Source organism: Chitinophagales bacterium (assembly GCA_020635995.1).
Taxonomy (GTDB): Bacteria; Bacteroidota; Bacteroidia; order Chitinophagales; family UBA8649; genus JAFMKE01.
The window spans coordinates 174,590-197,909 of sequence record JACJYS010000001.1 but is presented as its reverse complement, the minus strand read 5'-3'; the positions used below and the strand labels follow the sequence as shown (position 1 = coordinate 197,909).

Annotated in this window: 20 protein-coding genes; 3 read left to right on the top strand and 17 right to left on the bottom strand. The window is 32.0% G+C overall.

The features are described 5' to 3' along the window. Positions 1-33: 33 nt before the first annotated feature. Genes H6578_00900 through H6578_00860 form a run of 9 tightly spaced genes read right to left on the bottom strand, consistent with a single transcriptional unit; the run spans position 34 to position 8,893 of the window. Entirely contained in the window at positions 34-474 is a 441-nt protein-coding gene (locus H6578_00900; GenBank protein ID MCB9225713.1) for a hypothetical protein, read from the bottom strand. After that, entirely contained in the window at positions 458-1,984 is a 1,527-nt protein-coding gene (locus H6578_00895) for a mechanosensitive ion channel family protein (GenBank protein ID MCB9225712.1), read from the bottom strand. The genes H6578_00900 and H6578_00895 overlap by 17 nt, the downstream gene beginning before the upstream one ends. 16 nt (positions 1,985-2,000) lie before the next feature. Then, a complete protein-coding gene (gene metH / locus H6578_00890; GenBank protein MCB9225711.1) occupies positions 2,001-4,706 on the bottom strand; it encodes a methionine synthase in 2,706 nt (901 codons plus the stop codon). Between the two features lie 24 nt (positions 4,707-4,730). After that, the gene (gene rfaE2, locus H6578_00885; GenBank protein MCB9225710.1) at positions 4,731-5,207 is read right to left on the bottom strand and encodes a D-glycero-beta-D-manno-heptose 1-phosphate adenylyltransferase; all 477 of its coding nucleotides are present in this window, start codon (positions 5,205-5,207) and stop codon (positions 4,731-4,733) included. Next, positions 5,194-6,213, bottom strand: coding sequence for a flippase-like domain-containing protein (locus H6578_00880; protein MCB9225709.1), 1,020 nt, complete (start codon positions 6,211-6,213; stop codon positions 5,194-5,196). Before H6578_00880 ends, rfaE2 begins: the two co-directional genes overlap by 14 nt. A 13-nt stretch (positions 6,214-6,226) precedes the next feature. Then, entirely contained in the window at positions 6,227-6,571 is a 345-nt protein-coding gene (locus H6578_00875) for an aspartate 1-decarboxylase (GenBank protein ID MCB9225708.1), read from the bottom strand. Positions 6,572-6,597: 26 nt separating this feature from the next. Continuing rightward, a complete protein-coding gene (locus H6578_00870; GenBank protein MCB9225707.1) occupies positions 6,598-7,443 on the bottom strand; it encodes a pantoate--beta-alanine ligase in 846 nt (281 codons plus the stop codon). After that, positions 7,436-8,704 (bottom strand): HlyC/CorC family transporter, encoded by a 1,269-nt coding sequence (locus tag H6578_00865; GenBank protein MCB9225706.1) that lies wholly within the window; start codon positions 8,702-8,704, stop codon positions 7,436-7,438. The genes H6578_00870 and H6578_00865 overlap by 8 nt, the downstream gene beginning before the upstream one ends. A gap of 9 nt (positions 8,705-8,713) precedes the next feature. Next, a complete protein-coding gene (locus H6578_00860; protein MCB9225705.1) occupies positions 8,714-8,893 on the bottom strand; it encodes a hypothetical protein in 180 nt (59 codons plus the stop codon). A gap of 104 nt (positions 8,894-8,997) precedes the next feature. Here H6578_00860 and H6578_00855 point away from each other — a divergent pair, with 104 nt between their 5' ends. Beyond that, entirely contained in the window at positions 8,998-10,083 is a 1,086-nt protein-coding gene (locus H6578_00855; protein ID MCB9225704.1) for a DUF3078 domain-containing protein, read from the top strand. Positions 10,084-10,140: 57 nt separating this feature from the next. Here H6578_00855 and H6578_00850 read toward each other — a convergent pair whose 3' ends face one another. Next, the gene (locus tag H6578_00850; protein ID MCB9225703.1) at positions 10,141-11,970 is read right to left on the bottom strand and encodes a cytochrome C peroxidase; all 1,830 of its coding nucleotides are present in this window, start codon (positions 11,968-11,970) and stop codon (positions 10,141-10,143) included. 188 nt (positions 11,971-12,158) lie between these two features. Between H6578_00850 and H6578_00845 the strand changes: the two genes are divergently transcribed. Beyond that, positions 12,159-13,277 (top strand): acyloxyacyl hydrolase, encoded by a 1,119-nt coding sequence (locus H6578_00845; GenBank protein MCB9225702.1) that lies wholly within the window; start codon positions 12,159-12,161, stop codon positions 13,275-13,277. 59 nt (positions 13,278-13,336) lie between these two features. Here H6578_00845 and H6578_00840 read toward each other — a convergent pair whose 3' ends face one another. The 4 genes from H6578_00840 to H6578_00825 form a co-directional block, all read right to left on the bottom strand. Further along, positions 13,337-13,765 (bottom strand): hypothetical protein, encoded by a 429-nt coding sequence (locus H6578_00840; GenBank protein MCB9225701.1) that lies wholly within the window; start codon positions 13,763-13,765, stop codon positions 13,337-13,339. Positions 13,766-13,979: 214 nt separating this feature from the next. Beyond that, complete coding sequence (locus H6578_00835; GenBank protein MCB9225700.1) at positions 13,980-14,831, bottom strand: hypothetical protein; 852 nt, start codon at positions 14,829-14,831, stop codon at positions 13,980-13,982. Positions 14,832-15,336: 505 nt separating this feature from the next. Continuing rightward, positions 15,337-16,683 carry an FAD-dependent monooxygenase gene (locus H6578_00830; GenBank protein MCB9225699.1) on the bottom strand — a complete coding sequence of 449 codons (1,347 nt, stop codon included), beginning with the start codon at positions 16,681-16,683 and terminating at the stop codon, positions 15,337-15,339. Then, positions 16,684-18,132 carry a hypothetical protein gene (locus tag H6578_00825; protein ID MCB9225698.1) on the bottom strand — a complete coding sequence of 483 codons (1,449 nt, stop codon included), beginning with the start codon at positions 18,130-18,132 and terminating at the stop codon, positions 16,684-16,686. It abuts the gene before it with no gap. Positions 18,133-18,278: 146 nt separating this feature from the next. Between H6578_00825 and H6578_00820 the strand changes: the two genes are divergently transcribed. Next, positions 18,279-20,231 (top strand): T9SS type A sorting domain-containing protein, encoded by a 1,953-nt coding sequence (locus H6578_00820; GenBank protein MCB9225697.1) that lies wholly within the window; start codon positions 18,279-18,281, stop codon positions 20,229-20,231. Here the strand turns inward: H6578_00820 and H6578_00815 are convergent. The 3 genes from H6578_00815 to H6578_00805 all read right to left on the bottom strand — a co-directional run bounded on the left by H6578_00815 (position 20,221) and on the right by H6578_00805 (position 23,283). After that, positions 20,221-21,924: a hypothetical protein gene (locus H6578_00815; GenBank protein ID MCB9225696.1), complete on the bottom strand. Its 1,704-nt coding sequence runs from the start codon at positions 21,922-21,924 to the stop codon at positions 20,221-20,223. The genes H6578_00820 and H6578_00815 overlap by 11 nt on opposite strands. A 188-nt stretch (positions 21,925-22,112) precedes the next feature. Then, positions 22,113-22,514, bottom strand: a complete 402-nt coding sequence (locus H6578_00810; GenBank protein MCB9225695.1) for a hypothetical protein — start codon at positions 22,512-22,514, stop codon at positions 22,113-22,115. Between the two features lie 133 nt (positions 22,515-22,647). After that, a complete protein-coding gene (locus H6578_00805) occupies positions 22,648-23,283 on the bottom strand; it encodes an O-methyltransferase (GenBank protein MCB9225694.1) in 636 nt (211 codons plus the stop codon). Positions 23,284-23,320: the final 37 nt, after the last annotated feature.

The following is a 23,320-nucleotide window of genomic DNA, read 5'->3' as shown; positions in this document are numbered from 1 at the left end:
AACTAATAAATGAGGGGGTTAATTAGTGTACAACTAATGCAAGCGTTTGTCCAATGTTTGATAAACATTAATAATTATTAAGGCAAAAACATACCAAAATGGAAAATAATCTATTCGGATATAACCCATTATGTGCCAACCCGTAGTGTATTTCCAAGGGCAAACACCAGTAGTAAGCTCTAAAATTAAACCCGTAGAAAACTCAATAACGTAAACAAAAAATACAGCAATTAAAGCTCTAATAAAAATGGAATATTTTTCTACAAAGGGATGAAAAGTTTTAAATAATAACGGAATAATCATATAAATAAAAAACATCCAAAGGTAGGTTTTGCCACCTAATGCCCAATCTATTATTCCATGAGCAAAATAATTGTTGTAAACTTTAGTAAGCGAAGTAAAAACAACCTCTGTAGTAATGCCTATACAAGCAAAAATTAGACTAAGCAATACTATTTTAGGAAGTCTTTTCACTTTTGTTGTTTAATAAATGTAATGTTTGAGTTGGGAAAGCAAAACCAATTCCTAATTCATTGGCTAAATCAATTATTTTTAGTAAAATATTGTGTTTACTCTCTAATTCTAAATTATAGGTTTTAACATCTATAAATATCATACAAAAAATATTGATAGAAGAGCTTCCTAAAGAATTTAGTCTTACTAAAGACCTATTATCGGCTATATAATCTAATTCTTCAAGCATTTGAGTTATTCTTTTGCAAAAATCCTCAATTTTGGCAGTGCTTGTTCCATATTCGACACCCAGCGTTAAATCCCATCTTCTATACAATCTTAGCCCGTAATTATCTATTATCATATTAGATAAATCGCCATTAGGAATATAGGCTAAAGATTGGTTGGGTGTGCGTATTCTGGTGGCACGCATACCTACTTTTTCTACCGTTCCTTCTGTTCCCGATAAAATAATATAATCGCCCAACTCAAAAGGATGGTCAAATAAAATAGTAATAGAGCCTATAAAGTTTTTAACCGTATCCTGCGAAGCTAATGCAATAGCCAATCCACCAATGGAAACTCCGGCAATAATGGCTGTTAAATTAACATTTAGCTGTTTCAAAGCCAACGAAAATGCAATTAAGCCAATAAGAATGGTAAATAAATTTTTAGCTATGGGAAGCAGTTGGTCGTCTAAGCGAGATTTGCTTCTATTGGTATATTTATTTACTAAATCTAAGCCTATAAATACTAATCTTCTAAACACAAAAGCACCTAAAAATATAAGTAGAATGTTAAAGCCTTTTATAAGCAATGCCGAAAATTTAGGAGCCAACTGCAAGCTTGGCACTAAAATTCTTATTACAAAAATGATTAAAAATAGGTTTAACGCCTTTAAAAATTCATGGATTAATTTCTCTCTATCGGCTGTTTTTGCTAAAGCAAACTTATCTATATATTTTGATAAAACTTTAGAAATATAATTAGCCAATAATCGCATAAAAAACCCGGCAAGAATAATTAAACCTATACCCAACCATTGCCAGTTTTTTAGTAAAAATGTTTTTTTATTTCCAATACTGTCGGGTAGTATGCTACTAAAAATACTTGTTCCTAAAGGAAAAACTTCTTTGTACAGTTTAGGTATATTTTCTATGGTTTCTTGGCTGTAATACCAGTTATTGCCTACTTTTTCTACATAAATGCCTGGCTCTGCAATAGCTAAAGTATATTGCTGTTTTTTTGAAGTAGAATCGGTATAGTCTGTTTCATCGGGTATTTTATTGTATAAAATATAAATACCTTTTCCGTTTAATATTTCCTTTAGTTTTATGGCTGCATTTATAGCATTTTCGCCTTTTAAAAGCTGCGGATTTATAGCTAAAGCGGCTTTTTGTGGGTAATAATTATTGTCTTCTAAGTTGTGTAAGTGGGTATATATTGTTTCGTAGGGCGTACTCAATTTTGATTGAGAAAACCCGACAACAAAACAAAAAACACTAAAAAATAAAAGCACTATATTTTTCATGGAGCTAAAATACAATTTAATAATTCAAATTAACGCTCAGCCATTTTTCCATTTCTTCTACACTTTTTCCTTTGCGTTGTGCTAAGCTTTCTAATTGGTCTTTTCCTATTTTGCCTACACCAAAATATTTTGCATCGGGGTGTGCAAAATACCAACCACTAACGCTGGCTGTAGGATACATAGCAAAACTTTCTGTAATTTTTATATCTGTATTCTTTTCAACATCAAGAAGTTGCCAAAGTGTGGCTTTTTCTGTGTGGTCGGGGCAGGCGGCATAGCCGGGTGCAGGTCTTATACCTTGGTATCGCTCTTTTATCAATTCTTCATTGTCTAAATCTTCATTTTTAGCATAAGCCCAGTAGTTTTTACGTACTTCTCGGTGCAAGTATTCGGCAAAAGCCTCTGCCAGCCTATCGGCTAATGCTTTTAACATAATACTGCTGTAATCGTCATGGTCTTTTTTAAACTCTTCAAGCTTTTTTTCTATACCAATTCCTGCCGTTACGGCAAAAGCACCCATGTAATCATCTCCATTAGGAGAAATATAATCGGCTAAACAGCCGTTAAAACTTCCTTCCCTTTTTTCGCCCTGCTGACGCATAAAGTGGAGTTTTATGTTATCATTACCCCCCTCTAACTCTCCCCTAAAAGGTGGGAGAATTTCCTCCCCCTCTAATTTTTCTTTTTTAGGCATAGATATAAAGACATCTTCATCTTTACTTTTAGCATTAAAAATTCCGAAAACAGCATTGGCTTGCAACCATTTTTCGTTTATAATTTTATCCAGCATAACATTGGCATCATTAAAAAGTTTGGTGGCTTCTATCCCGTATTTTTTGCTGGTTAATATTTTGGGGTAAGTGCCTTTCATTTCCCAAGTTATAAAAAACGGACTCCAATCAAAAGTTTCTTTCAGTTTGCTTAGGTCAAAATCTTTTAAAACTTTAATGCCTAAAAAATTAGGTTTGACTATGTTTTCAAAACTTAATTTAAGCTTGTTTTTTTGTGCTTCTTTAAACGAAACATATTTAATGTTTGGCTGTCTGTTTTTGTATTCTTCACGCATTAGGGCATACTCTTTGCGTGTTTCGTCTATTAAGTTTTGTTTTAAATCGCTTAGCAGTTTTTCTACAATAGGCACAGAACGAGAGGCATCTAACACATAAATACTTTGTCCTTTAGTGTAGTTTTCGTCTATTTTTACTGCCGTATGAATTTTAGACGTGGTAGCTCCACCTATTAAAAGTGGAATATTAAAACCTTCGCGTTCCATTTCTTTAGCCACATGCACCATTTCATCTAAAGAAGGTGTTATTAATCCACTTAAACCAATTACATCTACTTGCTGTTTTTTGGCTTCTTCCAATATTTTTTCGGCAGGAACCATTACCCCCAAGTCTATTACTTCAAAACCATTGCACGCCAACACTACACCCACTATATTTTTTCCAATATCATGCACATCGCCTTTTACCGTTGCCATTAGCACCTTACCTCTTGAAGTTTTATCTGTTTTTTCAGCTTCTAAATAAGGCATTAAGTATGCTACGGCTTTTTTCATTACCCTTGCCGATTTTACCACTTGGGGTAAAAACATTTTGCCTGCACCAAATAAATCGCCTACTACATTCATGCCGTCCATTAGTGGTCCTTCAATAACGCTAAGCGGTTTATCAAACATTTGTCGGGCTTCTTCAGTGTCTTCCTCTATATAATCTACTATTCCTTTAACTAAGGCGTGTTCTAAACGCTTAGCTACAGGGTCTTTTCTCCATGCTTCATCTTCTTTTTTGTCTTTTTTTACGCCTTTTACGGTTTCCGCAAATTCAAGTAATCTTTCCGTAGCATCTTCTCTTCTGTTTAGCAAAACATCTTCTACTCTTTCCAGCAAATCTTTAGGAATATCATCATAAACTTCAAGCATGGTGGGGTTTACAATACCCATATCCATTCCATTATTTATAGCATGATATAAGAAAGCGGAGTGCATGGCTTCTCTAACCGTGTTATTGCCTCTAAAAGAGAAAGATACATTACTAACGCCACCGCTAACTTTTGCTCCCGGCAAGTTTTCTTTTATCCACTTAGTAGCTTTAAAAAAATCTACAGCATAGTTGCGGTGTTCTTCTAAGCCTGTAGCAACGGGAAAAATATTGGGGTCAAAAATAATATCGGCAGGATTAAAGCCCACCTCGTTTACCAAAATATCATAACTTCTTTTGCAAATATCTATTCTACGCTGGTAGGTGTCTGCTTGCCCATTTTCGTCAAAAGCCATAACAATAGTAGCCGCCCCGTACATTTTTACTTTTTGTGCATGGTTTATAAAGGCTTCTTTTCCTTCTTTTAAAGAAATAGAGTTTACTACGCTTTTCCCTTGCACGCACTTTAGCCCTGCTTCTATTATTTCCCATTTTGAGCTGTCAATCATTATAGGAATTTTAGCAATTTCGGGTTCTGAAGCAATTAAGTTTAAAAAGGTAGTCATAGCCGAAACACCGTCAAGCATGCCTTCGTCCATGTTTACATCCAATATTTGAGCTCCGCCACGCACTTGGTCTAAAGCTACAGAAAGAGCTTCTTCGTACTGTTCTTCTTTTATTAAACGCAAAAAAGCTCGGGAGCCGGTAACGTTGGTTCTTTCGCCTACGTTTACAAAGTTTGAACCTTCATAAACAACTAAAGGTTCAAGTCCGGATAATTTTAAAGTGTATTTTGACATTTCAAGTGTAAATATAGCAAGTGCTTACGCCTTTTTCATCTTTTCTATAATAGAAGTACTTGAAAAACCCTGTAAAAAAGGAATTATTACTACTTTGCCACCCCAACTTTCTATTTCCTTAGCTCCCACTATGTTGTTTTTAGTGTAATCTCCACCTTTTACCAGCACATCCGGTTGTAGTATCTTTATTAAAGTAAGCGGAGTTTCTTCATTAAATAAAACTACGGCATCTACGGCTTCAATAGCCGATATTACTTTAGCTCTATCTAACTCAGCATTAATAGGTCTGTTTTTTCCTTTTAATTTTTTTACCGAAGCATCTGTATTTAATGCTACTATTAGTTTGTGCCCTTGTTTTTTTGCTTCTTCTAAAATATGAATATGCCCTGTATGAAGTATATCAAAACAGCCATTAGTAAAAACTACAATATTGTTTTTTAACTGCCATTGAGCAATGGTTCTTTTTAATTCTTCTACTGTTTGTAGCTTATTCACCGGCACTTAGCAATTTTAACTTGGCTTTTTCTCTACCCAGCATTATAAAAGAAAATAAACCGAGAAAAAGTATAAGTATGGTTTGCCCTACGTAAGTAATCCAGCCCAAAGTAGTGCCTATATGCATTTCTAAGCCGTATAATGCTAAAAGTAAACCTACAATAATAGGGTAAGAGCCAATGCCCCCGGGTGTGGCTAAAAATCCAAATGTTCCAAAAAATAAAATGGCTAAAGTGGCATCAAAACCTAAAAATGAAGATTGTGGTAGTGTTTTGGTAACAAAATAAATCATAAAAAAATAACACACCCAAATAGCCAATGATTGAAAGACAAATAACCACGGTTTTTTAAGGCGAACCACAGATAAAATCCCATCTTTAAAACCATTAATAATACTGGTTATTTTTCCTGTTGATTTATTTTTAGAAAACAAAAATCTTGTAAAAACATAAAAACCAATAATAAGCACTATGCCCAAAATACCGGCTATAACAGGGTGTAAGAAAAACCAATCAATAACAGATTTTACGGTTGCTCCCATATATTCATTATAGAAACTAACAAACACAGTATATTGAAAAAGTAAGGTTAACCCGCCTACAAAAAGCAGTAAAATCAAATCTACAATTCGTTCGTTTATTAAAACACCTAAGCTTTTATTAATAGGAATATTATCGTAAGTAGCCAGCACGCCACACCTTGCCAATTCTCCGGCTCTTGGAATGCCTAAGTTTACTAAATAATTAACATTTACAGCGTGAAAAGATTTCATAAATGTTATTTTTTGTCCTGTAGCATCTATAAGATTTTTAAACCGCCACGAACGGAAAATATCACTAAGTAAAGTAAAGAAAACAGAAATTAATAACATAAAATAATTAGCTCCTTTTATAGCGTTTTTTATGTCTTCAATATCCTTAGGTGTAAGTTGTTTGAAATATAAATAAATAAGTAAAAAGCCTATTAAAAAAGGAATGGCTATTTTTAAAAAAGACTTTATTTTACTATTCATATAATGTGGCTATTTACAATTGATTGTTTTCGCCAGGATAAATAGTAACGGGCACATGCGATTTTAATTCTTCTCTATCCATATAGGCATAAGAAATAATAATAACAATATCGCCCACGGCTACTTTTCGGGCGGCTGCACCGTTTAAACATATCACTCCAGAACCTCTTTCTCCTTTAATAACATAAGTTTCTAAGCGTTCTCCGTTATTGCAGTTTACTATTTGTACGCGTTCGTTTTCTAATATATTGGCGGCATCCATTAGGTCTTCATCAATGGTAATACTACCTATATAATTTAAGTCGGCTTGAGTTACAACAGCCCTGTGTATTTTTGATTTGAATACTTGTAATTGCATAAGTTAAGGCAAATTTAAAACTAATTTTATAAAATCATATTGTCTATAAGGCGAATGCCTTCATACCAAACAGCAGTTAAAGCAATTAAGTTCTTTTTAGCATTAATGTCGGTTTTTGTTAGAGTTTTTGCGTCCACTATTTCAAAATATTCAACTTCTGTGCCATCTAATTTTTCTATTAAAGCTTTCCCCAATTTTTCTAACTCGTCTATATTATGAAAATCTAACTGAGATTTTACTTTTTCAAGTGTTTCATATATAATTTTAGCATTTTCTCGGCAAGTGGGACTCAGTCGTTCATTCCTTGAACTCATGGCTAAACCGTTTTCTTCTCTAACTATAGGCATGCCTCTCATTATTATTTCTCTGCCTTGTGCTTCTACCATTAAGCTAACTATGGCAAACTGTTGATAGTCTTTTAATCCCATATACAAATGGGTAGGAGCTACAATATCAAGCAATAGACTTACTACTTGCATCATGCCTTCAAAATGTCCCGGGCGGTGTTCTCCTTCTAATACAGAAGTTATATTTCCTATTTGCGGAGCTTCAAAACCATTTTTTAATCCATGAGGATACATTTCTTTTACCGTAGGAGCAAAAACAGCATGGCAACCTACATTTTCTAAAAGTTCACTATCTTTTTCTAATGTTCTTGGGTATTTGTCTAAATCTTCTTTATTGTTAAACTGTGTGGGGTTTACAAAAATACTGGCAACGGCAATATTGCATTCATTTAATGCCGCTTGAACCAGCGAAAGATGCCCTTTGTGCAGTGCACCCATAGTAGGCACAAAACCAATGGTTTTTCCTTCTGATTTAGCTTGGTTTAAATACTTTTTTAGTGCTTTTATTGAATAAAAACTATTCATTTTCTATGTCCAATTTTTTTAATTGCAAGGTTTCTATTCTGTTGTTAGAGGCAGAAAGTATATGAATTTTGAAATTGTCAATGTAGATATTTTCATCTATTTCGGGTATATCTTCATGGTTTACTACCACATAGCCCGCCAGGGTTTCATAATCTCCCATAGGAATATTTAATCCATATTTTTCATTAATATAATCAATTTCTAACCTTCCGGAAAAAACGTATTCACTTTCATTTAGTTGTTTTTCTATAAACTCGTCATCATCGTGTTCGTCTTGTATTTCGCCAAAAATTTCTTCTATTAAATCTTCTAAAGTAACAATACCTGCTGTGCCGCCATATTCATCTACTACCTGTGCCATAGTTTTGTGTTCTTTAGTAAAAATAGTAAGTAAATCTCGGGCACTCATATTTTCCGGTACTACGGTAACATCATAAATAATTTCTTTTATGTTTTGGGGTTTCTTTAAAAAGTCAATATGATGCACATAACCCAAAATATTGTCAATATCGTTTTCGTAAACAATTAATCGCGAATGCTTAGAATCAACAAAAAGAGATCTTATTTCATCTAAGCCGATGCTAAGTTCTACACCTTGTATTTCCATACGGGGCACCATACATTCTTTTACTTTTATTTCCTTTAAATAAAGTGCTTTTTCAAAAATATCGCTATTTAATTCATCATCGTCATCGTCAGAATGACTGCCCGAGCTAACTTCTTTAATGTAGTGTTCTAAATCTACAGAGGTAAAATTTTCTTGTTCTTCATTATACTTATTGGGCATTATTAGCTTAATAATAGATTTTGACAGCCACGAAACTACAAATGCTATGGGTTTTAATATCCAATATATTACATAATGAAAAGGTAATGCAAATAGCAACAAAGCTCTGTAAGGCGAAATTCTGAAAAGAGCTTTAGGGAAAAATTCGCCAAAAACGAGTACTACAATAGTAGTAATTAAAGTTTGAACTAACAGTAAAACTAAAGGATTGTGTCCTAAAAAGCTCAAAACATTTCCATCTACTATATTAGACATGTAGGAACTGAATAAAATAAGTGCAATATTATTGCCTATGAGCAATGCCGTTATAAATGTGGGAGCATCTTCATTATATTTAGCTATTATTTTACTGGCAAGGTTTCCCGTTTCTTTATTCAGTTCAATACGTAATTTGTTAGAAGAAATAAACGCTATTTCTAAGCCGGAAAACAAGGCACTTAACAATAAAAAAACTATGGTTAAAAACAATGACATATAAGTCTGTTACTTATTTCTTTTGCGATAAAGGTTAAAAAACAAAACAAAACAGAATACAGAAATTATAAGAGGCATATACACTTTGTTTACTATTTCGCCAAAACGCATATAGTTGTATATAGCTATAAATATAGCCATAATGCCCGTAGCCAGCCAAACAATTTGTAGTATTTTGTTTATTTTCATTAGGTGCAAAGCTACATAAAATATACATGTGTGTGTATTAAGTAATCCAATATTTTGAATATTGGCATATTTGTTGAGATATTTGCACTTCTAAAATTAAAACTATGAACAATTTTTACAAAGTATTTTTAATGCTGATTTTAGCGTTTGGATTGAGTAATGTTAATGCTCAAAAAGAAGAAACGCTTGAAGCAGCAACAGACAGAGAAAAGATTTCAGGAAAATTAGGCGAGATTTCTGATACCGCTAAATGGGACTGGGGAGGCACAGGAGCTATTCAGTTTGGGCAAACAGCTTTAGTAAACTGGGCAGCAGGAGGAAACAGTCAAATAGCCGTTAACTTTCATGTTTTTGCTTTTGCCAATTTAGTAAAGAAAAGACATATTTGGGAAAACACTTTTGATGCCAACTGGGGTATTGTTAAATTTAAAGGCGAAGGAGCTCAAATAAACCAAAATTTAATGGTGCTTAACTCTCAATATGGGTATAAATTAACTAAAACTTTGTTTTTATCTGGCTTAGTAAACGTGCAAAGTGCCGTAACTAAAGGCTATGATTATGCCGAAGCACCTAAGAAATTAATTACTCAATTTGCTTCGCCAATGTATATAAAAACAGCCATAGGTATAGATTATAAGCCAAAACCGTATTTTTCTATATTCCTTTCTCCTGTAGCGGGCAAGTTTACAATAGTAGCCAATGATAATATAGCAAATCTTGACAGATATATACCTGCCACTACAGATGCTAATGGCAATAGATATTACAATAAAAACTTTAGAGCAGAGTTTGGAGCATTAGCTCGTTTTTCATTCCAAAAAGAAGTGTTTAAAAACGTAAATGTACGTAGCGTTTTAGAGTTGTTTATGAGCTATACAGACCCCAACAAAACCAACCGTAAAAACATAGACGTAGATTGGCAAACGGGTATAGATTTAAAAGTAAACGATTGGCTGGCAGTAAACTTATTTACACATTTATTGTATGACGATAACACAAGCTGGGCTAAAGTAGATAAAAACGGAGATGCTGTATATTTAAAAAATCCGGATACTGGCGATTTGTATAAAGATGCCGATGGGAATTTTATTCAGCAAAACACTACTGGCGTTCAATTTAGAGAAGTGTTAACCGTAGGTTTAACTTACAATTTTGGAAAAGATAAACCAAAAAAGAAAGGAAAAGAGTAGTTTGTACTAAGTATAAATAATTATAATTGGGATTATCTTAAAAAGGTAGTCCCTTTTTTATCTATATGCTTCGTCTGTTAATGCTTTCATAAAAAGAACCAAATCTGCTTTTTCTTGTGTTGTTAAATGCAAAGAATCCGTAGGTAAAGTTTGACTCGGTAAATCAATGCCGTGCCCTACACCGCCACCATCGTTATAAAAATCTACCACTTCTTCTAAGGTATTAAATATGCCATTGTGCATATAAGGTGCTGTTAGTTCTATGTTTTTTAGCGTGGTTGTTTTAAAAGAAAACTTTTGAAAATCTAATTTGTTTATTTCGTATTTCCCTAAATCAGCATCCAACTCATAAGGAATTTTTGTGCTGGCAGGCACGCCTATAATTTCCGATTCTGTTTCCATATAAAAAGGCGGTACTAAGCCGTTAAACATAGGCATATAATGGCAGGTAGCACACTTTGCTTTACCTGCAAAAAGATTAAACCCATTTATCTCTGAGGGCGTTAGAGCTTCTTTATCGCCATTCATATATTTATCAAAACGAGAATCTACACTTTTTAATGAAGTAACATAATCTGTGATAGCTCTTATGGTAGTATATTCATTTAAAATACCATTAAAACCCTTTTCGTACAAATCTACATACTCCGGTATGCAAAATAAAGTATCTACCACCAGTTCTAAATTGCCATTCATTTCCATTTCATTATGAATTACATTCATAGATTGTTTTTCAATAGTGTTGAATTTAGAATCATACAAAAATTTTCGTTGGTAAGCGGCATTAATTAAAGTAGGCGTATTTCTGGGTAAGAATTGACTGCCATCTAAAGATACATTTTTGGCTAAACCATCAGCAAATCCCAACTGCGGAATATGGCAGGAAGCACAACTACGCTGGCGGTTTTTAGACAATAGTGTTTCATAAAATAATTTTTTGCCTAAGGCAATAGTATATTCATTGGCATCTGCGTAATATGGATCTGTTAAAAAATCTTCGGCAAACAAATGCTTGGCTTGAGGGTTTGATGCAGGATGAATTTTTAAATAATCGTAATGTAAAACAGCAAAAGATTCAGAAACCCACGCAGATAATGGTTGCAAATAATCTGTCATTAATTCCAAACGATTTAAAGCCTCAAAATCTTGGTCATTTTTTAAATAATTAATAGCATTGTTAAATAATGGATTGGCTTTATTATAAAAAACGGTGGCATTCGCTTCGTCAAACAAAGGCTTGTAAAATTGAATAATAGCAGCTAAAGTTTTAAGTGCTTCAATAGCTTCTGGAATGGCATTTTTAGAGTCCGGCACATCAAAGCCTGTAATTCCTAAAGTTTCTATCCGAATTAATTCCATTCGCACAGCATCCAATATGGTATTGTTATATGTTCGGGCATCATAAACCTCTTTGTCGGCTATGCGGTTTATTTCTTTTTTCACTAAAGCATCTAAAGCTAAAATTTCTGTTTTTAAAGCACTTCGGGATGAAGCATTTGCATTATAAATAAGGTCTTCCATTACCTGCAAACCATGCGGTTGTTCTATATTTTTTACATCGGCACCATCAAAAACTACATAAGGCACATTTGGACCATTATATTTAAGGTTTTTATACAGATTTACATAGGTAAGCAAAAACTCACAGTGTTTAAACTGCTCTCTGCAAGCAAGAAAATAAGGTTTTAAAGCATTTTCCGATAGGTTTTGGTTTTCTTTATTTTCAAGTGTTTGTATGCTTTTATAAAATATATTTAGATTGTTTTTATGAAAATTATTTATATTATTAGCTACACTAAGTTGCGTAGCATCATTTTCTATACGAAAAGCAAATAGCAGTATAATTATGAACCCAAACAACACCCATTTAACTACATTTTTTTGCATACTACAAAGTAAAACAAAAAAAAGGAATCTGTAAATATTTAGCTATAGCTTAATTTTAAATTAATATCATGATAAAGCGGAGCAGACATTCTTTAATCAGTATAATACATCTTTCTGATGACCAAAATTTCTGAAGAGACACATTTGAAAAAAGTGAGCAGAAAAAAAAACTTTGTACTTTTACCCCTATGAAATGGCTCTCCTTTATTTTCATTATACTTATTGCGGCACAATTGTCGGCTCAAAAGTATAAACCGTATGAATATAAACAATCTAAATTCAATGTTTCGGGCTCTTACTATTGGGGTACTATTGTTAAGCATAATTCTAAATTTGGTCCAGATATTACTCAAAAATCTCACGGTTTTGAATTGTCTTTTTCTAAAATAACCAAAGGAAACAAGGCTTGGCAAAGAAAACTAAACTATCCGGAAATAGGTGGAGCTTTGTTTATGGCTCGCTTTGGTGATAATGAAATTTTTGGTAATGCTATTGGAGCATTCCCTTATGCCAAAATTTGGATTTTAAGAAGAAAAGTGGTGGATTGGTATTTTAGAATGGGAATTGGCTTGGCATATTTAAATAAACCTTTCCACGTTATTGATAATCCGACTAATAATGTGATTGGTTCTAAAATTAATAACATTACTCAGCTGAGTATGGGTTTTGATTTTAAGATTCGCCCGGAGTTAAGTTTATTTACAGGATTAAATTTTACACACTTTTCCAATGCTTCCTTTCAAACACCAAATTTGGGCATTAACTACGTGGCTTTTTCTACAGGATTTAGGTATAATCCAAAACCTCAATTAGGGGGTTATAATACAGATGAAATTCCTAAGCCTAAGCAAAAGAATTTTGCTAAACTGGCTTATTCTATGGCTTTTTATGAATATAGAACGCCAAATGGCCCCAAATATCCTGTAATTGAATTTACGGGAGCTTATGCCCGAGCAACAAGTATAGTAAACCGAGTTTTTGGCGGTGTTTATTACGCTTTTGATATGGGCAGGCTTGAATATATGCACCTATTTGGCTATGAATATAAAAACAGAGAAGCCCACATGCTTGGCTTTTTTGTAGGTGATGAATTGTTTTTAGGCAGAGTAAGTTTAGATGCTTATGTGGGGGTGTATGCCATGAAATTATTTGAAGATAAAACACCTATTTTTGCCAAGCTCGGTCTAAACTATCACGCTGTGAAATTTGGAGAAACTAAAGAAAAAAGTTTCTTTATTAGTGCCCACATGAAAACACATTATTTTGTAGCTCAATATTTTGATGTAGGCATAGGTGTTAATTTGTAAAAGACGTTTTATATTGTGCCACCACCCAAGTGGTGGCACAAGCAGTACTATAATACTTTTTAATTAAACTGACAATAGAACGTTCCCGACAAAGAGGAAACATTTACTTCGTTGAGAGCACCAGAAGAAGATTCTGAAACAGAATATTTTAAATTATCTCTACAATTATCTACAAATGTAACTTCCGATGGACTACTTTGGTAGGGATTTATTAAAGTAATACATTCCTTACCATCAATTTCTACGGTAAGTTTATCGCTTTCTACAGTAAAAGTTCCATTAGTTCCCATAGTATAAGGCGAGCCGGCTCCCTCGTAAGATACACTTAAACTATGCGTGCCATGTATATTACTTGGTGCAGTTCCTGCTGTTTCGTTTGAGCTAAGAGAGTAATTACATTCATCGCCATTACATGCATTTTCATCGTTTTTCTTGCATGAAGATAGTAGGGCAATGGCTACTAATAATATTAGACTTAAATTTTTCATATTTTAATGTTTTAAATTGATTGATAAACACAAAATTATATGCTTTATTTAAGCTATAGAATAAGTCAAGTGTCGTATAATAAATGTTTAGGAGTACATAATAATAGAATATGCTGTCAGAAGCTACCTTCTAACAATTTGTTTACAAAAACATCAAAAAAATACTTACATTTGGTTTGTTAATCTTCAAGGTACTAACACCTTGAAGGGCGAACTACGGAGAGGTGGGGTTATATACATAAATATACTTTTCTACACAATAGTCATCACCGAAATAAGAAACTGTACTTAAAGTATTATCTTTATTATATTCAAAATCTATTATTGGAATCCCATCTTCAACTATTGTTGTTAGTCTTTTTTTCTTAAAAATATAGTCAACAATAGAGTTGAAATTATATTTCCCATCATTGTCAAAATCAGATTTTATAACTCTAATAATCTTTTTATTTACTCTATATTCAACTTGCTGATCAAACCTATTCTTCGAAATAGTAATATAGTTTGAATTATCAGTTATTTTAAAATTATACTTATTATATAAATTTTCCTCTATGAATACATTACTAATTGAATATTTATTAACGAAAGTAATAATTTCATCAGGTGAATTTCCACTACTTTTTACATATTTAATTGTGTCTCCTTTGTGTTTAAGAATTGTTTCAAATAAAATTGTATCATTTTTATAAACAGTATATTCTGGTAAAAAATCACTACTATTTGACTTAAGAATATACAACAAAGTGTCACCATTCTGTACTTCTAACATTCGAACAAATTTATCTTCTTTGTAATAAAAGTAAAATTCTTGCTGTAATTTGTTCCTTTTCAATTGTATTATTTTTCCTTCATCATTATAAAGTCTTTTCTCATTTAAATATCCGTTTAAATATGTAGCAGAACAATCATGATGATTTACAATATAAATATCTATAGTCTTTGCTATTTTTTTAGACTTTATACTATATTCATTCTTGAAAGCATTTACTATTATTGAATTAGTTGTAGGAAATTCATTCCAGTAATAATGAATTTGTGAATGACAAAAAAATATATTTACCATAAACAATATGTGTAATATTATTTTAATAAGTGTTGGCATCATTTAACTCCGTTTATTGTGCTGTCAGAAACTACCTTCTAACAATTTGTTTACAAAAATATCAAAAAAAATGCTTACATTTGGTTTGTGGGCTTAACAAAAAAAGTGGAAATGGGCAGGGATGCTGAGTATAGGGACAAAGTGGTGCGGTCAAATAAGACCGACCACAAGGAAAAAAAAATAATACACAATGAGATTTACAAAATTTTTGGTATTTGTCTTACCATATTTGGTACTCTTCACTTTCTGTAATACAAATGAAAAAGTTGTTAAACAGCGTACTCAATGATGAAATTCATAAAACTATTAATTTTTCGACTTTAAAGATTGATTCTATATCTTTGAGTTCTATTGTTTTATTTATTGATACATTTAATAAAAACAAAGGTAAAGTAATTAATTAATTCCCCAATATTCATACAAGCTTGTAGCTCGTACCAATAGAGCCCTGTGCTTATCGCTAATTTTAAACACCAAAAAACGATTTTACTTTTTTATCAAAAGCATTATTGTTCCAATCTTCTTTATTGGGAAACTCATTTAGCAACTGCTCTGCAAAAGCGGTTTGCTCATCTCCTTTTGTTAGTGCATCATAATATGGCTCTGTAGTAAATGTTACCATTTGGTACTGCGATTTATACAAATCGGGATAAGTATTCATTAAATTCAGTTCTAATTTTTTTCTTTGCAAAAAATGGTCGTCTGCGGTGTCATCACGCATTTCTATAAAATTTCTTACTGCTAAATCAGCTATGGCTTGCCCGTTTTTAGCATGCTCTTCAGAAAAAATTTCAAATACATCTTCCCATTTTTTATCACTATATTTATCTAATAAGCTATTTAAAACATAACAATCTTGAAAACCGGCATTCATGCCTTGCCCATAAAAAGGCACTACAGCATGAGCAGCATCGCCCAGCAAGCAGGCATACTTATAATGCCATGGCGAACATTTTACGGTAACCAAAGAACCCGTTGGATTTTCTTTATAATCTTTTATTAAATCGGGGATGTGTTGTAGTGCTGTAGGAAAATATTTTTCAAAAAACGGAATTATTTCATGGTCTTCATCTAAAGTTTCAAAACTCTCTTTTCCTTTAAATTGCAAAAATAAAGTAACGGTAAAACTACCGTCTAAATTAGGTAAAGCTATGAGCATAAAACTTTTTCGGGGCCAAATATGCAAAGCATTTTTTTCCAGTTTATGCGTGCCATCGGCATTTGGAGGAATGCATAATTCTTTATATCCGTGCTCTAAAAACTGCTGACTATAATTAAAATTATGCGTTCGTTGCATATCGTATCTCACTGCCGAAAAAGCACCATCTGCTCCAAAAATATAATCTGAACTTATGGTTCTTATTTCTCCATCATGAGTTGAAAATTTAAGTGTTTTATGTTCAAAATCTACATGTTCACATTTATAATCAAAATGAAAAACACTATTGCTGTCTTCATCTGCTCTATTCATAAGAGCTTTGTTTAGTTCGCCACGCGAAATAGAATAAATAGCTTGCCCTTCTTTTCCATAAGGCTGAAAATCTTGCGTGCCATCTTCTTGATGTATCATTCGCCCTTTCATAGGTATGGCTATTTTTTTAAGTTCTGCTTCCATGCCCAATTCTTTAAGAGCCTGCCACCCTCTGGTGCTTAATGCCAAGTTTATAGATTTTCCGGCATCTACTTCTTTAACTCGCATATCTCCCCTGCGTTCAAAAACATTAACATTATGTCCTTTTTTTGCCATAAAGCATGCCCACATAGAGCCTACCAGCCCGGCACCAACTATACTTATGTTTTTCTTAGCTTCCATTTATAGGTTTATTTTGTTTATTTCTGTTAGCAACCAAGCTTTATTAGCCAATATCTTTTCTTCTTCTATAGCTATTTTTAAATCTTTTATTTTTTTGTTTAAATAGCTGTTTTCCTTGTAGTCTATTTGTTTAATAATAAGCAGTAGTTTCTTAAAATATTTTATAAAGTTCTCACTACTTTTTTTAAAAGTGGTAGAAATTTCTTTATTTCTTTTTAAATACAACTGAAATGCCGATACAAAATAGTCTAAGGTTTCCCATTCTTGTAGGGCATAATAGGCTTTTAATAAGGTAAATTTAGCGGTACAAGCATAATACACATCGGTAAATTCTACTTGATTAAGCAAACCAACCGTTTCTGCATAATTATGCTTAGCATATAGCAAATTGGAAGCACTTAAATTATAAGCATTTTCTCTGTGTTTTTCTTGTATTTTTTCTTTGTAATCTTCTATAAATTTTTCAGCCCACGCATATTCATTTAGCTTAATAGCTATAGATACTATATTTCTATAACTAATGTGAGAAAGCCATCCGTTTTCTAACAAAATTTTGTTTTGCAATAATGTTTTTTGCAACTCAAAAAGTTTTGGCGTAAACTCATTTATGCCTTTATTAATATGCTGAATACAATAGTTTATTAAATAAGCATACATTGATTTTAGCTCTGCATCTTCAAAAGATTTTTGATATTTATTTATAGTGTTAAATGCCTTTTGATATTGCTGTTCGTCATTTTTAGATTTTAGCAAAAGATAAATTTCATAATAACACTGAACAGAAGGAACGTCTAAAAAACTTTTCTTGTGTTTTTCAACCATTGCTACTATTTCATTTTCCAATATTTTATTAAACTTATCGTTTAAAATATTTTCTCTGTTTAATAATTCGCACAAAGTTTGAAGCTTAGTGCTGAAATAATATTTATCTAAATTTTCATTTTTTACACCTAATGCTTCATCATGAGTACGCACTTGTTGCTGCTCAAAAAAATCATTTTCTATATCGGCAAATAAAAGTTTTCTTTTAAAAAATTCAGCGTTTAAAAACTTGTCTTGCTCTATTAGTTTACTTACTTGCTTTACCTGCTGTTTGTACAGGGCTGTTAATTGCCTTTTTCGGTATTGATTAAGCAATGCTAAGGCAGTATAAAATTCATTTTTAGTACTTTCAATTATGCTCAAATATTGCTCGGCAAGTTTAGTTAATGCCGACATCAATTCCCTTACTTTTATGTCTTTATAATTCTTGTTTTTAAAGATAGAATTGTACACCCTATTTTTTTCTAAACTGGCATCTTCGTAGTTGGGATATGCTTTTTTTAAAACCGTATAAAGTTTATAAGTATTATTGTCTTCCTTTATTTGCGAGAGCAAAAAAGTTTCAAATCCGGTAAGTTCTTCTTCATTAAAACTTGAAAAAATACGTATTAATTTACTGTTGTACATATACAAATAGGGTTGTTAAAAATTATAACTAATTGATAATCAATATTTTTAAATTTTAATTACACCTTAAATTTACTCACAAATATCATATTTTGACGTATTTTGTTTCATTTATTTTAAATATGTTTACATTGCAAAATACACTTATGAGAAAGCTAATAGTAATTTTATGTTGTTTAGTGGGCTTAATACATGCTCAAAATGGAAATTTTATTCACGATTTATTTGGAGTAAGCGATAGAGGTAGTGGTATAAAAGTTTTTGAAGCACTTAACCAAAATAATGGTGGAAGTGTGGAAATAGAAACCCTGCCTTTTAATTTTGAATTGGGTAATGAATTTTTATACAGTACTTCAAGCAATGATATTAGTTTTATAGATACCGTATCTTCTACCGCTTCATTTATGTATCAATATTTATCGCCTATAGAATATACGCAAACATACACCGGACTGCAAAACACTACAACATTACAAGGGCAAGGTTATAATGAACTATTTGCCACAAATTTACTTAACGATACCTTGTTTTACACCTACAATCATGAATTTAGTACTATTAATTCTATTGAAAAACTGAGCCATGCAATTGTAAATTCAACCACTTTTTCAATAAATAATTTAAGTATAGATGATAACTTAAATTATTTTGAAAACAACTTGTACTTATGTAGTGCTAATGGCACAAATGTAGATGTTTACATTTTTAATGCAAGCTCTTTGCTTTTAGTTAATCAATTTCAATACTCTTATACAAGTATGTATTTGGTAGGATTTTCGGGGTATGGTTTATACGGTGTGGCTAAAAATACAAATGAAGAATACAAATTAATAAGTTTAGACTCTACAGGCACAATAATAGAAATAGGTCTATTGCCTTCGTGTTCTAACTGTATTAATGAAACTTTTTCTTACGACAAAAATGCTTTAACTATTGACACGGCAAACAATAGCTTAATTTTAGCCAGAAGCGAAACAATAAGTAGCCAAACCTCATATTATATAAGTTCTTTTAGTTTAAGTAATGCCCAGCCTATTTACAACTTTAATACGCCATATAGATACAGCCATTTAATGTTACAAAAACCAGCTGACGATTTGGTTTACCCCGGAGATGCCAACCACGACAAAACGGTGGGAATGGAAGATATTTTTGCTATAGGTATTCATTATAACGATATTGTTGATTTCCGTTCTGTAATTTCTACCGATTGGATAGGACAATTTGCTTTTAGTACTAATGATACTTTAGCTAATGGAGTAGATATAAAGCATGCCGACTGTAATGGCGATGGAAGCATAAACGATATAGATATAGAAGACGGTGTTTTAGCAAACTACCATTATACGCACAATAGCGAAAAAAGCACGCAAAGCACTTGCGATTTTCCACTTTATGTGGTGTTTCCTCAGCTTTATAAAGAAAATGATAGTGCTACAATAAAAATAGGACTAGATTTAAGTAACAATTTAGCTCAGCAAGTTTATGGCATAAAATTCACCTTAGAATTTGATACAAATTTTGTACAAAGTAGCTCAATGCACGCCCAAGCAACAGACGATTGGTTTGGCATAGAAAACAACAATTATTTGTTGAAATATAAAAATGATTTTGCAGCCAATAAAATGGATGTGGGCGTAGTAGGTATAGACAAAATAAACCGAAGCGGAGGAGGAATTTTAATAGATGGAATTTGGACAATGGAAGATGAAGTAATTCCTATAACTAATCTTTCCGATTCTATGTTGTTGAGAATAACAAACGTGAAAATAATAGACTTTTACGAAAACGAAATAGATGCCTGTGGCTTAGATACTTTTGTGGTGGTTTATGATAAAACTGTAGGCATAAGAACTCCAGAAGAAGCTAAAGTTTTTGATTTTTATCCCAACCCTACTAAAAACAATAATATTTATTTTAGCAACCACAAGGATATAGAAACTGTAGAAATATTTTCATTGCAAGGCAAACTAATAAGTTCATACAGCAATATTGATAACACTATAAATATTGGGGAATTAAATAATGGCGTTTATTTAATAAAAGCTAAGGACAAAAATGCGACTACCTACACCAATAAACTGGCTATTAATAGGTAGAATTTGTTTTATAAAACTTCACATCAAATCGTTTCCAGTTTTTAAAATATTTATCCGTTTTTGTATCATTTATTTGAGTAATAATCCACTTCTTTTTATTTGATAAATTGTAAGAAACACGCTGGTTGTTTTCTAACAAAAATTCATCTTTCTTTTTGTTTAGTATGCTATTTTGTTTTAGTATAGTTTTATAGTTTTCATTTTGCGAAACATAAATTACTCCAAAATTTTTACTGTTATACACGCATACAAAAACGGGATTTTCTTCTTTGGTTTTATAAACATTCCAATTACCTATTTTTTCATAAATTGTGTATTTCGTAGGAATATTTACCGGCTGATTTCCAACTGCAAAATTTTGATAGACTCCCGTATTGTTCCATTGGTTTAATACACCTTTTCCTGCTATGTAAAAACAATCATTTATTTCCTTTACATTATCATTTAAAAATAAAGTAGTAGGGCGTGGCACTATCTGCGATTTTTTTCCGAAACGCAAACCGCCAGCACTCAATAAAAAATTAGGTGTGCCGTAATATATTTCAGGCGAAGATTTTAAACCATGACCTATTTTTGCATAATATGCATTGGGTTTATTAAACAAAAAACTTTCTGTTTGAGCTGGCAAAATATAACTGCTGGTAGCCAACACCAAAGCTTTATCAAAACAGCAAGAAAGCTGTGCTTCACTAAGTGGTATTTTATGGTACTTTGCCCATTCTATTTTCATTAATGCTCCATGTCTATCTCCTGTTAAATTTGTTATACTTACTCTGCTCATTCTTCTTCTGAATGGACTGTATTTTTTCATATTAAAACTACCCAAAACATACTGCCAATTTTCGGCATCTAATATTTTTGTACACAGGTTTTTTATTTCAGTATTATCGGTATGTTCTCTGAGTATAAGTAGTGCTTCTATAGTGTAACTTATGTACGGATTGGCGTTAAATTCAAAGAAGCCTGTTTTTAGCATTTCTTGCAGATGATGAATTAAAAAATCGTCCATTCCATTTTTGCTATTATCATATTTTTCATCGTGATTTTGTAAGGTAAAAATCCATTGGTTTTTTAAATACCTGCTGGTTTCTTTCATTAAAATATGATTCTCTGTTTCCCGTATAATTCCAAGCGTTTTAGGGGCTTTAATTTTTGGTTTAAATCCATTATCTATAATTAAGTGGTTTATAATGTGCCGGGCTGTAGCAGGATGTAAAATTTCTGGCTTATCTTTAAAATAATAAACTATGTTTATCCATTGAATTTCAGAGAAATCATAGTCGCCTTTTTTGTTTAAAATACTTGAAGTTCCCGTAGTTCCCCACGCTTTAAATTTTTGAATATCGGCATTTATGCGTTCTATATTTTTGCCCAATAATAAGTTAGCAAAAACCACCCGAACATCTAATATGGTGTCTTTAAATTTATCGCTGTAAATTATGTAATTTTTATTAGAAAAATCTGCGAGTTCGCTACCTAAAAAATCAACGGGATTAATAGCGTTTTTTAGTGTATTATAATTTTGTGTAGGAAAAATATTTGCTTCTTTGGGGAAGGTTTTTTCCCACTTATTTGGTCCTAAATAATAGGTGCAAGAACTAAGGAGTATTAAGTAAAGAAACAACATTAAATAAGTGATTTTAATACTGTTTTTTCTGCGTAATATGGGATAAGCTATTTTATTGTTTTGCACTTATTAAAGGTAGTAGTTTTTTTACAAATGAGATGCCTTTCTGCAAAGGCATGACGCACGAGATAGAAAAAACCTCCCATAAAACGTAAACACGCAAACATAGAAACTGTCAGGTTAAGAAGTGAGCATAAAAAAGCCGAACACAAATGTTGTGTTCGGCTTCTCTATTGTTCAAACTAAATTTTAAATTATGCTTTTACAGTTGTAGGCGTAGCAGTTTTAGTTGCTGTAGCTTTAGGAGCTGCTTTTTTTGCAGGAGCTTTTTTAGCTACTGGTTTTTTAGCAGGAGCAGTTAATTTGCTTACTTCTTTTTCTAATTTAGCAACTTTAGCTCTTAAGTCTTTTAATTCGTTTTCTTGAGCAAATTTGAATTTAGAAAAAATCTCGTCTGTAGATGATTTAATTTTGCCTTCAAACTCGTCTTTTTTCTTTTCTGTTTTTTTGAAAAAATCATCAACAATTTTCTTTCCTTCTTTGTCAGATAATTTTCCTTTTGCGATTAACTCGTCAACAGTACTTTCAAATTTTTCTGTAGCTTGTGCGGCTAAGCCAACACCAGCATAAACTATTTTTTTTAATGTTTCTTCCATGATATAGGTTTTATAAATTTTTTGTTTTTAATAATTATACCACAAAGATACGGGCGGTGTTTTGCTCTGTTCAACTATTAGTTTGCGTATCGTAATATTAAATAACTGAATCGGGATATTGTGTTGTTGAGTTTTATTTTTTGCGAGCCACCATTATTCCATCTCTTATAGGAACTAAATAATTTTCTACTCTTTCGTCATTGGTTATTTTTGTATTATAATCATGTAGTGCTTGCGTGTCTTTATTCTTTTTTTCTTGCGTTACTTTTCCGCTCCACAAAACATTATCTGCCAAAATAAAACCACCTTTATTTACTTTGCTAAAAACCAAATCGTAATAGTTGCTATAATTTATTTTATCGGCATCAATAAAAACTAAATCAAAAGTTTCGTTTATGTCGGGAATAATATCTAAGGCATTTCCTATTCTATAATCTATCTTATTTTTTAGTCCTGCTTTATCAAAATATGTTCTACACATATCTTCAAGTTCTTCATTAATATCTATAGTATAAAGTTTGCCATTTTCTTGCAATCCTTGAGCTAAACAAATAGCAGAATAGCCGGTAAAAGTGCCTATCTCTAAAATGTTTTTGGGCTTAATCATAAAGCTCATCATTCTTAAAAAATTTCCTTGAATATGCCCACTAATCATTTGAGGCATAAGAATGTTTAAATGAGTTTCTCTGTTAAGTTGTTGCAATACTTCATCCTCTTTTAAAGAATGTAATGCTGCATAATTTTCTATTTCTTCTGGTAAAAATCGCATAAGTTAAAATTTAAAACAAAGTTTAGTAACGGATAAT

Coding starts and splice junctions, on each gene's coding strand:
- H6578_00880 (MCB9225709.1), bottom strand. CDS start 6,213: ATGAATAGTAAAATAAAGTCTTTTTTAAAAATAGCCATTCCTTTTTTA.
- H6578_00860 (MCB9225705.1), bottom strand. CDS start 8,893: ATGAAAATAAACAAAATACTACAAATTGTTTGGCTGGCTACGGGCATT.
- H6578_00830 (MCB9225699.1), bottom strand. CDS start 16,683: ATGGAAGCTAAGAAAAACATAAGTATAGTTGGTGCCGGGCTGGTAGGC.
- H6578_00855 (MCB9225704.1), top strand. CDS start 8,998: ATGAACAATTTTTACAAAGTATTTTTAATGCTGATTTTAGCGTTTGGA.
- H6578_00865 (MCB9225706.1), bottom strand. CDS start 8,704: ATGTCATTGTTTTTAACCATAGTTTTTTTATTGTTAAGTGCCTTGTTT.
- H6578_00850 (MCB9225703.1), bottom strand. CDS start 11,970: ATGCAAAAAAATGTAGTTAAATGGGTGTTGTTTGGGTTCATAATTATA.
- H6578_00810 (MCB9225695.1), bottom strand. CDS start 22,514: ATGGAAGAAACATTAAAAAAAATAGTTTATGCTGGTGTTGGCTTAGCC.
- H6578_00825 (MCB9225698.1), bottom strand. CDS start 18,132: ATGTACAACAGTAAATTAATACGTATTTTTTCAAGTTTTAATGAAGAA.
- H6578_00845 (MCB9225702.1), top strand. CDS start 12,159: ATGAAATGGCTCTCCTTTATTTTCATTATACTTATTGCGGCACAATTG.
- H6578_00870 (MCB9225707.1), bottom strand. CDS start 7,443: ATGAATAGTTTTTATTCAATAAAAGCACTAAAAAAGTATTTAAACCAA.
- H6578_00835 (MCB9225700.1), bottom strand. CDS start 14,831: ATGGTAAATATATTTTTTTGTCATTCACAAATTCATTATTACTGGAAT.
- H6578_00895 (MCB9225712.1), bottom strand. CDS start 1,984: ATGAAAAATATAGTGCTTTTATTTTTTAGTGTTTTTTGTTTTGTTGTC.
- H6578_00805 (MCB9225694.1), bottom strand. CDS start 23,283: ATGCGATTTTTACCAGAAGAAATAGAAAATTATGCAGCATTACATTCT.
- H6578_00875 (MCB9225708.1), bottom strand. CDS start 6,571: ATGCAATTACAAGTATTCAAATCAAAAATACACAGGGCTGTTGTAACT.
- H6578_00840 (MCB9225701.1), bottom strand. CDS start 13,765: ATGAAAAATTTAAGTCTAATATTATTAGTAGCCATTGCCCTACTATCT.
- metH (MCB9225711.1), bottom strand. CDS start 4,706: ATGTCAAAATACACTTTAAAATTATCCGGACTTGAACCTTTAGTTGTT.
- H6578_00820 (MCB9225697.1), top strand. CDS start 18,279: ATGAGAAAGCTAATAGTAATTTTATGTTGTTTAGTGGGCTTAATACAT.